The sequence below is a fragment of the Pseudomonas sp. Pseusp15 genome, assembly GCF_059492165.1.
The window spans coordinates 4,497,552-4,511,423 of record NZ_CP168523.1; the positions used below are offsets into that span (position 1 = coordinate 4,497,552).

General features: G+C 58.7%; 12 protein-coding genes. 2 read left to right on the forward strand and 10 right to left on the reverse strand.

Annotated elements, in window-relative coordinates:
- Window positions 1–10: 10 nt before the first annotated feature.
- From greA to grpE, 7 genes are all read right to left on the reverse strand, one after another.
- Window positions 11–487: a transcription elongation factor GreA gene (greA, locus tag ACEN8R_RS20400; RefSeq protein WP_018929481.1), complete on the reverse strand. Its 477-nt coding sequence runs from the start codon at window positions 485–487 to the stop codon at window positions 11–13.
- On the reverse strand, window positions 484–3,705 hold the full coding sequence (gene carB / locus ACEN8R_RS20405; protein WP_018929480.1) for a carbamoyl-phosphate synthase large subunit: 3,222 nt from the start codon (window positions 3,703–3,705) through the stop codon (window positions 484–486). The genes greA and carB overlap by 4 nt, the downstream gene beginning before the upstream one ends.
- 117 nt (window positions 3,706–3,822) lie before the next feature.
- Entirely contained in the window at window positions 3,823–4,959 is a 1,137-nt protein-coding gene (gene carA, locus ACEN8R_RS20410; RefSeq protein ID WP_018929479.1) for a glutamine-hydrolyzing carbamoyl-phosphate synthase small subunit, read from the reverse strand.
- A gap of 259 nt (window positions 4,960–5,218) precedes the next feature.
- The gene (gene dapB, locus ACEN8R_RS20415) at window positions 5,219–6,025 is read right to left on the reverse strand and encodes a 4-hydroxy-tetrahydrodipicolinate reductase (RefSeq protein ID WP_026286671.1); all 807 of its coding nucleotides are present in this window, start codon (window positions 6,023–6,025) and stop codon (window positions 5,219–5,221) included.
- Between the two features lie 9 nt (window positions 6,026–6,034).
- Window positions 6,035–7,159 carry a molecular chaperone DnaJ gene (dnaJ, locus tag ACEN8R_RS20420; RefSeq protein WP_018929477.1) on the reverse strand — a complete coding sequence of 375 codons (1,125 nt, stop codon included), beginning with the start codon at window positions 7,157–7,159 and terminating at the stop codon, window positions 6,035–6,037.
- A 297-nt stretch (window positions 7,160–7,456) separates the two neighbouring features.
- Window positions 7,457–9,373 carry a molecular chaperone DnaK gene (gene dnaK / locus ACEN8R_RS20425; protein WP_018929476.1) on the reverse strand — a complete coding sequence of 639 codons (1,917 nt, stop codon included), beginning with the start codon at window positions 9,371–9,373 and terminating at the stop codon, window positions 7,457–7,459.
- 102 nt (window positions 9,374–9,475) lie between these two features.
- Window positions 9,476–10,042, reverse strand: a complete 567-nt coding sequence (gene grpE, locus ACEN8R_RS20430; RefSeq protein WP_018929475.1) for a nucleotide exchange factor GrpE — start codon at window positions 10,040–10,042, stop codon at window positions 9,476–9,478.
- 241 nt (window positions 10,043–10,283) lie between these two features.
- On the opposite strand from grpE, the gene recN reads away from it, so the two are divergent.
- On the forward strand, window positions 10,284–11,957 hold the full coding sequence (recN, locus tag ACEN8R_RS20435; RefSeq protein ID WP_018929474.1) for a DNA repair protein RecN: 1,674 nt from the start codon (window positions 10,284–10,286) through the stop codon (window positions 11,955–11,957).
- A gap of 75 nt (window positions 11,958–12,032) precedes the next feature.
- Here recN and fur read toward each other — a convergent pair whose 3' ends face one another.
- A complete protein-coding gene (gene fur / locus ACEN8R_RS20440; protein WP_003197684.1) occupies window positions 12,033–12,437 on the reverse strand; it encodes a ferric iron uptake transcriptional regulator in 405 nt (134 codons plus the stop codon).
- A gap of 97 nt (window positions 12,438–12,534) precedes the next feature.
- Here fur and ACEN8R_RS20445 point away from each other — a divergent pair, with 97 nt between their 5' ends.
- Window positions 12,535–13,062: an outer membrane protein assembly factor BamE gene (locus ACEN8R_RS20445; RefSeq protein WP_018929473.1), complete on the forward strand. Its 528-nt coding sequence runs from the start codon at window positions 12,535–12,537 to the stop codon at window positions 13,060–13,062.
- A gap of 61 nt (window positions 13,063–13,123) precedes the next feature.
- Here the strand turns inward: ACEN8R_RS20445 and ACEN8R_RS20450 are convergent, their stop codons facing one another.
- The gene (locus ACEN8R_RS20450) at window positions 13,124–13,438 is read right to left on the reverse strand and encodes an RnfH family protein (RefSeq protein ID WP_111454482.1); all 315 of its coding nucleotides are present in this window, start codon (window positions 13,436–13,438) and stop codon (window positions 13,124–13,126) included.
- Window positions 13,431–13,865: a type II toxin-antitoxin system RatA family toxin gene (locus ACEN8R_RS20455; protein WP_007933502.1), complete on the reverse strand. Its 435-nt coding sequence runs from the start codon at window positions 13,863–13,865 to the stop codon at window positions 13,431–13,433. Before ACEN8R_RS20455 ends, ACEN8R_RS20450 begins: the two co-directional genes overlap by 8 nt.
- Window positions 13,866–13,872 lie beyond the last annotated feature (7 nt).

The window sequence follows — 13,872 nt, forward strand, 5'->3', positions numbered from 1 at the left end:
GCGCCTTCTTTCAGATGTGGCGAACTTCGACAATCTCATACTCGATAACGCCACCCGGCGTTTTGACCGCCACCACATCACCCTCTTCCTTGGCGATCAAGGCACGGGCGATCGGCGAACCGACGGAGATCTTGCCGAGCTTGATGTCTGCTTCATCCTCACCAACGATCTGGTAAGTCACGCTTTCATCGGTCTCGACATTGGCGATTTCGACGGTGGTGCCGAAAATCACCTTGCCGGTGTGCTCGATGGTCGTTACGTCGATGACCACAGCGTTTTGCATGCGGCCTTCAATGTCACGAATCCGCGCCTCGACCATCCCCTGCTGCTCGCGAGCAGCGTGGTATTCGGCGTTTTCCTTCAAGTCACCCAACTCGCGGGCCGTACCGATGTCCTGACTGAGTTTCGGACGAACGACCTTGGTCAGATGAGCGTGTTCTTCTTCCAGGGCTTTAGCGCCCTTGACGGTCATTGGGTATTTGATCATGCCTTCAATCCTGCGTGTAGATCCTGCAAGCGGCGCACGGTCTTCTCAGGACCGAACTTCAGCGCTTCGCAGATAGCTTCGCCAGCAGCAATAGTAGTGGTGCAGTAGATCTTGTGCTGCAAGGCATTACGACGAATGGAGTAGGAATCAGCGATCGACTGACGACCTTCGGTGGTGTTGATGATCAGAGTGACTTCGTCATTCTTGATCATGTCGACCACGTGCGGACGACCCTCGGTCACCTTGTTCACACGACGCACTTTCAGGCCTGCAGCTTCGATCAGCTTGGCAGTACCGGCAGTGGCGACCACTTCGAAGCCCAAGTTGATCAGATCACGGGCCACGCCTGCAACCAGCGGCTTGTCATCGTCGCGCACGCTGATGAACGCGGTACCACCGGTTGGCAGCACTTCACTGGCGCCCATCTGAGCCTTGGCAAAGGCTTCGCCGAAGGTGTCGCCCACGCCCATCACTTCACCGGTGGACTTCATCTCTGGGCCCAGGATCGGGTCCACGCCAGGGAATTTGGCGAATGGGAACACCGCCTCTTTCACGCTGTAGAAGTTCGGAATGATTTCTTTGGTGAAGCCGATTTCCTTCAGGGTTTTACCGGCCATCACGCGAGCCGCGACCATCGCCAGGGACACACCGATGCACTTGGAGACGAACGGTACGGTACGGGATGCGCGCGGGTTGACTTCGATGACGTAGATGTCTTCGCCTTGCAGCGCCAACTGAACGTTCATCAGGCCGACCACGCCCAGTTCCAGGGCCATTTTCTTGACCTGTTCGCGCATCTCGTCCTGGATATGTGCAGGCAGCGAATACGGCGGCAGGGAGCACGCGGAGTCACCGGAGTGAACGCCGGCCTGCTCAATGTGCTGCATGATCGCGCCGATCACCACGTCGGTGCCGTCGCAGACCGCATCCACGTCCATTTCGATCGCGCAGTTGAGGAAGTGGTCCAGCAGCACCGGGCTGTCGTTGGACACTTGAACCGCTTCACGCAGGTAGCGCTTGAGTTCTTCCTCTTCGTAAACGATTTCCATCGCACGCCCGCCCAGTACGTAGGACGGACGAACCACCAGCGGGTAACCGATTTTGGCGGCAGCACGAATCGCTTCATCTTCGCTGCGCACGGTGGCGTTAGGCGGCTGACGCAGGTTCAGACGCTCAACCATCTGCTGGAAGCGCTCACGGTCTTCGGCGCGGTCGATGGCGTCAGGACTGGTGCCGATGATCGGCACGCCGGCGGCTTCCAGGGCACGGGCCAGTTTCAGCGGGGTCTGACCGCCGTACTGAACGATCACGCCTTTTGGCTTCTCGACGCGGACGATTTCCAGCACGTCTTCCAGGGTCACTGGTTCGAAGTACAGACGATCGGAGGTGTCGTAGTCGGTGGAAACGGTTTCCGGGTTGCAGTTGACCATGATGGTCTCGTACCCGTCATCGCGCAGGGCCAGTGCTGCGTGTACGCAGCAATAGTCGAACTCGATGCCCTGGCCGATGCGGTTTGGACCGCCACCCAGGATCATGATCTTGTCACGGCCCGACGGCGCAGCTTCGCACTCTTCCTCGTAAGTCGAGTACAGGTACGCGGTGTCGGTGGCGAACTCGGCGGCGCAGGTGTCGACGCGCTTGTAGACCGGGAACACTTCCAGCTTGTGACGATGGGTACGCAGGTTTTTCTCGGTGACGCCCAGCAGCTTGGCCAGACGCTGATCGGAGAAGCCTTTACGCTTGAGGCGGAACATCAGGTCGCGGTCGATAGCGGACAGACCCAGGGTCTTGACCTTCTCTTCTTCCTTGATCAGATCTTCGATCTGCACCAGGAACCACGGGTCGATCATGTTCATGCCGAAGATGTCTTCGACCGACAGGCCCGCGCGGAACGCGTCAGCCACGTACCAGATACGCTCGGCACCCGGCACGGTCAGTTCGCGCTTGAGGATGCTCATGCTTTCCGGGTTGCTCAGGTCGAGCTTCTCGTCCAGGCCGCAAACACCCACTTCCAGACCGCGCAGAGCTTTCTGCAGGGATTCCTGGAAGGTCCGGCCGATGGCCATGACCTCACCGACCGACTTCATTTGAGTGGTCAGGCGTGCGTCGGCTTTCGGGAATTTCTCGAAGGCAAAGCGTGGCAGTTTGGTGACGACGTAGTCGATGGACGGCTCGAAGGACGCCGGGGTCTTGCCGCCGGTGATGTCGTTCGACAGTTCGTCGAGGGTGTAACCGACGGCCAGTTTCGCCGCGACCTTGGCGATCGGGAAACCGGTGGCTTTCGATGCCAGGGCCGAGGAACGGGATACCCGCGGGTTCATCTCGATGACCACCATGCGACCAGTGTTCGGGCAGATGCCGAACTGGACGTTGGAGCCGCCGGTTTCCACGCCGATCTCGCGCAGTACCGCCAGAGAGGCGTTACGCAGGATCTGGTATTCCTTGTCGGTCAGGGTCTGTGCGGGTGCAACCGTGATCGAGTCACCGGTGTGCACGCCCATCGGGTCGAAGTTTTCGATGGAGCAGACGATGATGCAGTTGTCCTTTTTATCGCGGACAACTTCCATCTCGTATTCTTTCCAGCCGATCAGCGATTCGTCAATCAGCAGCTCTTTGGTCGGCGACAGATCCAGACCGCGGGCGCAGATTTCTTCGAACTCTTCACGGTTGTAAGCGATACCGCCACCGGTGCCGCCCATGGTGAAGGACGGACGAATGATGCACGGGAAGCCCAGACGATCGAGAACCGCATTGGCCTCTTCCATGCTATGGGCGATACCCGAACGCGGGCAGTCCAGACCGATGGATTTCATCGCCTTATCAAAGCGCGAACGGTCTTCAGCCTTGTCGATGGTGTCAGCGTTGGCGCCGATCATCTCTACGCCGAACTTCTCCAGAACGCCTTCGCGCTCCAGGTCCAGGGCGCAGTTCAGGGCGGTCTGGCCACCCATGGTCGGCAGCAGCGCGTCCGGACGCTCTTTCTCGATGATCTTGGCAACGGTCTGCCACTTGATCGGTTCGATGTAGGTGGCGTCGGCCATGGCCGGGTCGGTCATGATGGTCGCCGGGTTGGAGTTCACCAGGATGACGCGGTAACCCTCCTCGCGCAGGGCTTTACAGGCCTGGGCGCCGGAGTAGTCGAATTCGCAGGCCTGGCCGATCACGATCGGGCCAGCGCCGAGAATCAGGATGCTTTTAATGTCTGTACGTTTTGGCATGGGTTGTCACTCAAATCCGCAGGTCAGTCGGCAAGCCGTCTTGTTCAATCTCTGAAGCCTTGAGGGGGCCGCCGGTTTCGGGACCGCCCCCAGGCTTCGCTACATCAGGGCGAGCGATCAGCGTCGCTTGGCCATTTCGTTGATGAAGCGATCAAACAGTGGCGCTACGTCGTTCGGGCCAGGGCTGGCTTCAGGGTGACCCTGGAAGCTGAAGGCGCTCTTGTCGGTACGCTCGATACCTTGCAGGGTGCCGTCGAACAGCGATTTGTGGATCGCCCGAACGTTGCCTGGCAGGGTCGCTTCGTCTACCGCAAAACCGTGGTTCTGGCTGGTGATCATCACCACACCGCTGTCCAGATCCTGAACCGGGTGGTTGGCACCGTGGTGGCCGTGGCCCATTTTCAGGGTCTTGGCGCCGGAGGCCAGAGCCAGCAGTTGGTGGCCGAGGCAGATACCGAATACCGGGATCTCGGTTTCCAGCACGTCTTTAATGGCCTGGATCGCGTAGTCGCATGGCTCAGGGTCACCCGGGCCGTTGGACAGGAACACGCCGTCCGGCTTCAGAGCCAGAACGTCAGCCGCGGGCGTTTGAGCTGGCACCACGGTCACGCGGCAACCGCGCTCGACCAGCATGCGCAGGATGTTCAGCTTGACGCCGTAGTCGTAGGCAACCACGTGGTATGGCAGATCGGAAGCGTCGATGGTCGCGTGGCTATCGGTCTTCAAGTCCCAGACAGTCGAGCGCCACTCGTACTTCTCTTTGGTGCTGACGACTTTCGCCAGGTCCATGCCCTTGAGACCAGGAAAACCCTGGGCAGCGGCGATGGCGGCTTCTTCGGAAATGTTGTCACCGGCCATGATGCAGCCGTTCTGCGCGCCTTTCTCACGCAGGATGCGTGTCAGGCGGCGAGTGTCGATACCGGCGATAGCCACGACATTATTGGCTTTCAGGTAGTCGGACAGAGACATCGTGTTGCGCCAGTTGCTCGCAACCAGTGGCAGGTCACGGATGACCAGGCCAGCGGACCAGACGCGATCGGACTCGGCGTCTTCCGGCGTAGTACCAGTGTTGCCGATGTGCGGGTAAGTCAGGGTAACGATCTGTTGGGCGTAGGAAGGATCGGTAAGGATTTCCTGATAGCCGGTCATTGCGGTGTTGAACACCACCTCACCAACGGTTTGTCCGTCGGCTCCAATGGCTTCGCCGCGAAAAATGCTGCCATCAGCAAGGGCGAGTATGGCTGGCTTAGTCAAGAAGACCTCCCGTAAATAAAGCCTGAAAGGGCGATCGCAGGTTGTAAAAAAGCGGAGTGACGTATGGACACGTCACCCCGCTTCTTCATCGAATTATTCTGCGCGCTTTTAGTGGACACACTAAAGCTGTAGCTTACAGAAAAAGGCATTTTTGGTCTACCGCCAATGAGCCCTAAAGGCCGGAGAATGCGACAGGACGTCGCTTGGCGGTTTAAAACCGGGCTCAAAGGCTATGTTTGAACCCGGTTTCGGCTGCATCTTAACGCAGGTCGAGCACGTCTTGCATGTCGTAGAGGCCTGGCTCACGACCGTCCAGCCACAAAGCTGCACGTACCGCGCCCTTGGCGAAGGTCATGCGACTGGATGCCTTGTGCGTGATTTCCAGTCGCTCGCCCTCGCAGGCGAACAGCACCGTATGATCACCGACCACATCACCACCGCGAACAGTGGCAAAGCCGATCGTTTCACGCTCACGCGCACCGGTGTGACCTTCACGTCCATAGACCGCAACCTTCTGCAGATCACGATCCAGCGCATTGGCGATTACTTCACCCATGCGCAGCGCCGTGCCCGAAGGCGCATCGATCTTGTGCCGATGGTGAGCCTCGATGATTTCGATATCCGCATCATCACCCAGCACGCGCGCAGCCATGTCGAGCAGCTTCAGCGACAGGTTTACACCGACGCTGAAATTGGCCGCGAACACGATAGGAATATCCTTGCCCGCCTCGGCCAGCAACTGCTTCTGCGCGGCGTCCAATCCTGTCGTGCCGATCACCATGGCCTTGCCCGCCTTACGGCAGAAAGCCAGGTTTTTCAGCATGACTTCCGGGAGCGTGAAGTCGATCAGCACGTCGAACTCATCAGCCACCGAATCCAGACTACCGGACAGCGGCACACCAATACGCCCCAACGAGGCCAGCTCACCGGCATCCACGCCAATCAGCGTACTGCCGGGACGCACGATGGCGGCGGTCAGACCGGTCAGCGGCGCGCGCTGCTGCACCGCCTCGACCAGGATCTTGCCCATGCGGCCGGCGGCACCCATCACAGCTATACGTCGCATGCTCACTCCTTACAAATCGCCGAAGAAGCGCTTCACGCCTTCGAACCAACCAGTGGTTTTCGGCGAATGACTGTTGTCGTCCGCCAGGGAGCTGCGGAACTCTTCCAGCAATTCGCGCTGGCGACGACCCAGGTTGACCGGGGTTTCGACCGCCACACGACACATCAGGTCGCCAGCGCCGCCGCCACGAACCGGCGCAACGCCTTTGCCGCGAACACGGAACTGCTTGCCGGTCTGAGTCCCCTCAGGGATCTTCAGCTTGACCCGACCATCAAGGGTCGGAATCTCCAGCTCGCCGCCCAACGCTGCGTCGACGAAGCTGATCGGCACTTCGCAGAACAGGTGCTTGCCATCACGCTGGAAGATCGCGTGCTCACGCACATTGATCACCACGTACAGATCGCCGGTCGGACCACCCTGCGCGCCTGCTTCGCCTTCGCCGGACAGACGAATACGGTCACCGGTATCGACACCGGCCGGCACTTTGACGGAAAGCGTCTTGTACTCTTCGACACGACCTTCGCCGTGGCAGGAATCGCACGGATCGGAAATGATCTTGCCCTGGCCATGGCAACGCGGGCAGGTCTGCTGCACCGAGAAGAAGCCTTGCTGCATGCGTACCTGACCGATACCGCCACACGTCGGGCAGGTGACCGGCGAGGAGCCTTTCTTGGCGCCCGAGCCATCACACGGCTTGCAGTTGACCAGTGTCGGAACACGGATATTCACGGTTGTGCCGCGCACCGCTTCTTCCAGGTTCAACTCCAGCGTGTAACGCAGGTCGCTGCCACGCTGCGCGCCGCCACGGGAGCCGCCGCGACCGCCACCGAAGAAGTCACTGAAGACATCGCCAAAGATATCGGAGAAGTTCTGGCCACCAAAACCGGCACCGCCGCCACCCATGCTCGGGTCGACACCGGCATGACCGTATTGGTCATAGGCCGCGCGCTTGCTGGAATCGGACAGCACTTCGTAGGCCTCGTTGGCCTCCTTGAACATATCTTCCGACGCTTTGTCATCGGGATTACGGTCCGGGTGGTGCTTCATCGCCAGGCGGCGGTAGGCCTTTTTCAGGTCTGCTTCGCTTGAGCCACGCTCAACACCCAATACTTCGTAATAGTCACGCTTTGCCATAAGTCTTTGCACTCTTAAGGACGTTCGACAAACCTCTCCTGAGCCTCGTCAAACTCGTTGAGCCCCAATACAGGCCCGGACCCAACTCACGTCAATTCAACGATCCTGGTCTTTGATTCGATGCGGCACTTTCGGCGCGGAAAGCAGGAGCATCCCCGGCCATGCCACCAACACGCGAGCGTTGTCGCATGCTGTAAAAATTCGCTAACTCCAGACACGCCAACGCGGGAGCAAGCTCCCGCGCGGCGACATCCTACCAGTCACCGCCTGAAGGCAGTCAACCGGGCGACCAACAACTTACTTGTGGTCTTTAACTTCTTCGAACTCAGCGTCGACGACGTCGTCAGCTTTTTCAGCCGCTTCGCCTTTCGGTGCCGCGCCTTCAGCTGGCTGAGCCTGCTCGGCATACATTTTCTGAGCCACTGGCGCGGAGACCTTGGACAGCTCTTCAACCTTGGCTTCGATCGCAGCCTTGTCGTCGCCTTTAACAGCGGCTTCCAGGGCAACGACTGCCGCTTCGATTGCAGTCTTCTCTTCAGCGCTCACCTTGTCGCCAGCATCAGCGACCATTTTGCGAGTCGAGTGAACCAGCGCGTCGCCCTGGTTGCGAGCGCTCGCCAGCTCTTCAAACTTGCGGTCTTCTTCAGCATTCAGTTCAGCGTCGCGAACCATCTGCTGAATTTCGTCCTCGGACAGACCGGAGTTGGCCTTGATCACGATCGACTGAGTCTTGCCGGTAGCCTTGTCTTTGGCGCCTACGTGCAGAATGCCGTTGGCGTCGATGTCGAAGGTCACTTCGATTTGTGGCACGCCACGTGGAGCCGGTGGAATCTCGGCCAGGTCGAACTTGCCCAGGGACTTGTTCTGTGCGGCTTGCTTACGCTCACCTTGCAGCACGTGAATGGTCACGGCGCTCTGGTTGTCGTCAGCAGTCGAGAACACTTGCGATTTCTTGGTAGGAATCGTGGTGTTTTTCTCGATCAGCGCAGTCATCACGCCACCCATGGTTTCGATACCCAGGGTCAGCGGGCTGACGTCGAGCAGCAGAACGTCTTTCACGTCGCCGGCCAATACAGCGCCCTGGATCGCAGCACCCATGGCAACAGCTTCGTCCGGGTTAACGTCTTTACGAGCTTCTTTACCGAAGAAGTCGGAAACAGCTTTCTGCACCATCGGCATACGGGTCTGACCACCGACCAGAATCACGTCGTCGATCTTGCTGACATCGATACCGGCGTCTTTCATCGCGATGCGGCAAGGTTCGATGGTGCGCTGAACCAGGTCTTCCACCAGCGCTTCGAGCTTGGCGCGGGAGATTTTCACGTTCAAGTGCTTAGGACCGGTAGCGTCTGCAGTGATGTACGGCAGGTTCACGTCGGTCGACTGGCTCGAGGACAGTTCGATCTTGGCTTTCTCGGCAGCTTCTTTCAGGCGTTGCATGGCCAGCGGATCACCCTTGAGGTTCATGCCGCTTTCTTTCTTGAATTCGTCGACGAGGTAGTCGATCAGGCGAATGTCAAAGTCTTCACCGCCCAGGAAGGTGTCGCCGTTGGTGGCCAACACTTCGAACTGGTGCTCGCCATCGACTTCAGCGATCTCGATAACGGAAACGTCGAAAGTACCGCCACCCAGGTCGTAAACGATCACAGTGTGATCGCCCTTGGCCTTGTCCATACCGTAGGCCAGTGCGGCTGCGGTTGGTTCGTTGATGATGCGTTTTACGTCCAGGCCCGCGATGCGGCCGGCGTCTTTGGTGGCTTGACGCTGGCTGTCGTTGAAGTAGGCCGGAACGGTGATCACCGCTTCGGTCACAGGCTCGCCGAGGTAGTCTTCGGCGGTCTTCTTCATTTTCTTCAGAATTTCAGCCGAGATTTGTGGCGGCGCCATTTTCTGGCCGTTCACTTCAACCCAGGCGTCGCTGTTGTCAGCCTTGACGATCTTGTAAGGGACCATCTGGATGTCTTTCTGTACGACTTCTTCGTCGAAACGACGACCGATCAGACGCTTCACCGCGTACAGGGTGTTATGCGGATTGGTCACTGCCTGACGCTTGGCCGACTGGCCAACCAGGATTTCGCCATCGTTGGCATAAGCGATGATCGACGGCGTGGTACGCGCGCCTTCAGCGTTTTCAATAACTTTGGCCTTGCCGTTTTCCAGCACGGAGACGCAGGAGTTGGTAGTCCCCAGGTCGATACCGATAATTTTGCCCATGTTCACTCTCCCGAAACTTTGGATTTGGATGCCGCAGTAGTGGTGGCTGACTGCGGTAGCACTTAAACGCTTGACTTCTAAATGGGGGCCTTGCGGCTAATTTCAAGCCTGCTCGTCAATCGAAGGCGAAACCGGTGCAGGCGCCTTGCTGACCACGACCATGGCCGGGCGCAGCAGGCGACCGTGGAGCTGATAGCCCTTCTGAAACACCTTGAGCACGCTGTTTGGCTCGACGTCGGCGCTTTCCTGCATGGCCATCGCCTGATGATGCGAGGCATTGAAAGGTTCGCCTTCAGGATCGATGGCTTCCAGGTGATAGCGCTTCAGGGTGTCCTGGAACATTTTCAGGGTCAGCTCGATCCCTTCGCGCATCGAACGAATGTTTTCGTCGTCAGGGCTGGACAGCTCCAGGCCGCGCTCCAGGCTGTCAATGATCGGCAGCAGGTCGCCTGCGAATTTTTCCAGGGCGAACTTGTGAGCCTTTTCAACGTCCTGATCGGCACGACGGCGGACGTTCTGCAGATCGGCGGCTACACGCAAAGCCTGATCCTGCGCACCAGCCAATTGCTCTTCGAGCACTTGTACACGAGCCGCCAGGTCTTCACCCGAAGCCTCGGGGGTCTGGTTGGCGTCTAGATTTTGCGTATCCACTGTCTGTTCGTCAGCCATAGATTTCTCCTTCCAATATCGTCCGCGAGCTCAACTCACGCTTCTGCCCCGGTATATGGGGTCGCAAAATTCAGCTTCAAGGGCTATCCGATGATTAACCCTACAAAAAACAACTGCTTTGTCATTCCCAGGCGCGCTAAGGATTTCTTTCAATCAAGCAAATCGACCTAAGCGGGGGCATTGTCAGCCAGAAACAAAACACTGTATAAATAACCAGACCTAAAGCCTGGGAGCGGCCTTCATGCTGGTGCACCTGTCCGTACACAACTACGCCATCGTTGAACATCTCGATCTCGAACTCGATCGCGGGATGAGCGTGATCACAGGGGAAACCGGCGCCGGCAAGTCGATCATGCTCGACGCCCTCGGCCTGACCCTGGGTGATCGCGCCGACAGCGGCGTAGTCCGCCCGGGGGCCGACAAGGCCGACATCCTGGCCACCTTCGACCTGATCGACATCCCTGAAGCCAGCGCCTGGCTGGCCGAACGCGACCTCGAGAACGACGGCCCGTGCATTCTGCGCCGCGTGATCACTGCTGAAGGGCGTTCGCGCGGCTATATCAATGGCACCCCCTGCCCTCTCGGCGACCTGAAGGCCCTGGGCGAGTTGCTGATCGATATCCACAGCCAGCACGAACACCAATCCCTGCTCAAAACCGATACCCATCGCCGCCTGCTCGACGAGTACGCCGGCGCCACGGACCTTGCCCGTCAGGTGCAACTGGCCGCCCAACGCTGGCGCCAGACCCGTCAGGAGCTGGAACGCCTCTCCAACTCCGGCGACGAACAGCGCGCTCGTCATCAGTTGCTCAGCTATCAACTCGAAGAACTGGAAAACCTCGGCCTCGGCGAAAGCGAGCTGGAGCAACTGGAGCAGGAACACAAGAACCTGACCAACGCCGAAACCTTGCTGGGCATTTGTCGGCAAGTGGTCGAACAATGCAGCGAAAGTGATTCCGGCAATGTATTGAACGCACTGACCGCCAGCCTCAATCGCCTATCGAGCGTGAACAATTCGATCGGCGCCCTGGGTGAAGCCAGCAACCTGCTGACCAGCGCGCAGATTCAGGTTGAAGAAGCGGTGGGCGAATTGAACCGTTTTCTCGACAATTTCGACGCAGACCCGGCACGCCTTCAATACCTGGAAGAGCGCCTCGATGCGATCTACACCCTGGCTCGCAAACACCGCATCCAGCCGACCGAGGTCGCCGAGATGCAACAGAAGCTACTCGACGAAATCGAAACCCTGAATGCCAACGATGAATCCATCGAACGCCTGGGCGATGAGCTGGCCTCCTACGCCCGTCATTATCAGGAGAAGGCTCGGGAATTGAGCGACCTGCGCCATCAAGCATCGAGCAGCCTGGCCAGCGCCGTGGAGCAGGAAATCCAGCGCCTGGGCATGCCCGGCGGCCGCTTCACCATCGAACTGCGCCCCAACAGCAGCGATGAACTGCTGCCCAACGGGCTAGAACAAGTGGAACTGCTGGTGAGCGCCAACCCAGGGCAACCGCTGAAAGCCCTGGCAAAAGTGGCATCGGGGGGCGAGCTGTCGCGTATAAGCCTGGCGATTCAGGTGATCACCGCACAGACCTCCCGCGTACCGACGCTGGTGTTCGACGAAGTGGACGTAGGTATTGGCGGCCCGACCGCCGAGATTGTCGGCCAGTTGCTGCGACGCCTCGGGGAGCGCGGGCAGGTTCTGACCGTGACGCACTTGCCGCAAGTGGCGGCGCAGGGGCATCAACATCTATTTGTGCACAAGGTCCGCGGTGAAGATGCCACGCACACAGCCGTCTCCAAGCTGAGCAAGAATGATCGTGTCGAAGAAGTGGCACGGATGCTCGGCGGTATCGACCTCACCAAGGAGTCCCTGGCTCACGCGAAGAAAATGGTTGTTACCGCGAAAATCTAAGAAGGGCAGAAAGCACGAAGGCGACCCTGAGGTCGCCTTCGTTCGTTTCGCGAACCTGAAGTTCGCGCGACATGCTTACTTTTTCTTGCGCACGTACAGTACAAGATTGTGATCGACCATCTCGAAGCCATACTTGTCGACGATTGCTTTCTGCAGCCGCTCGATTTCTTCGTCGAAGAATTCGATCACTTCACTGGTCTCGACGTTGACCATATGGTCGTGATGCTTGCCGTCGTCCAGTTCGAAGACCGCATGGCCTCCGTCGAAGTTGTGCCGCACCACAAGGCCAGCTGCCTCGAACTGGGTCAGAACACGGTAAACCGTGGCCAGACCGACGTCCTCACCAGCCTCCATCAGTGCTTTGTAGACGTCCTCGGCACTCATGTGGCGTTGCTCGGCGGAATCGAGCATTTGCAGAATTTTGACCCGTGGAAGGGTCACTTTGAGGCCGGCTTTGCGTAGTTCGCTATTTTCAACCATGGTCAGCTTTCTCGCGATGCTGCTTCGCAGCTTCTCTTAATGCGGGTATGATCGGCGTTTACGTTGTCCCAGCCAAGATAGTGGAAGTCGCCCACCGATGCAAAACACCAAGCTCTTGCTAACCAGTTTCACCTTTGTGGGACTGCTCGCACTCGCCGGTTGTTCATTCCCCGGGGTTTACAAAATCGACATCCAGCAGGGCAATGTCGTCACGCAGGACATGATAGACCAGTTGCGCCCGGGAATGACCCGTCGGCAAGTACGGTTTATCATGGGCAACCCTCTGTTGACCGACACGTTCCATGCCGATCGCTGGGATTACCTGTATAGCCTGCAACCCGGTGGCGGTGAACGCCAACAGGAACGCATTAGCGTTATCTTCAACCCAAATGACCAACTTGTCAGCCTCTCTGGCGATTTCATGCCAGGCGTGAGCCGCGACGAGGCCATTCTCGGCAAGGACAGCGGCACTACCGTGACCGCGCCGGCAGGAAACGCCGAGAAGCCGAAGCCAGAAAAACCGGTCAAGCCAGGCTCGCTGCTGGACCAGATCCAGAAGGACGTGGACAACGTAGAAACTGTCCCGGTCCCGACTCCAGAACCGCTGGAAACCTCGCCGCAATAATTTGCGACGCAATAAAAACCCCGGCATGTCCGGGTTTTTTATTGTCTGGCGTTTAATCGAATCACTGATTCCGGGCTTTGGCCTCGGCCGCCTTGGCTGCACGCAACCGCCGAACTTCTTTTGGGTCGGCGAGCAACGGCCGGTAAACCTCGATGCGATCCCCTTCCTGAACCTGGCGAGTGGCCGGATCAGCGATCACTTTGCCAAAGATCCCGACCGGACAACTGCCCAGATCCAGCTCCGGGAATTCGCCATTCAGGCCCGATTTGAACAACGCATCCCGCACCGTCGCGCCCACCGGCACCGTTACGCTCAGCAGCACCTGACGATCAACGGCGGCATACACCACCTCGACCTTGATCACGGCCTCAACCATGCATTTGCTTCGCGCGCTGGCAGAACGCGTCCATCAACGTATTCGCCGCCTGATTAAACAAAGGCCCCAACGTCGCACGCACCAGCGGCCCCGAGTAGTCGAACGACAGGTCCAGACTGATCTTGCAGGCCTTCTCGCCCAACGGTTTGAACACCCAAACGCCGTGCAACTGGCTGAACGGACCTTCCTCGAGGTTCATTTCGATCGAACGCCCGGGCACCAGGGTATTACGCGTTACGAAATGCTGACTAAGCCCGCCCTTGGCCACACCGACGCTGGCGCGCATGAACTCGGGAGAGCTTTCCAGAATTTCGGTCGATGAGCACCACGGCAGGAATTCCGGATAGCGGGCCACGTCGTTGACCAGGTCGTAAAGCGCTTGCGCCGGATACGGCAGCAGGGCCGAACGTTGAATGTGTGTCGTCATGTCAGCG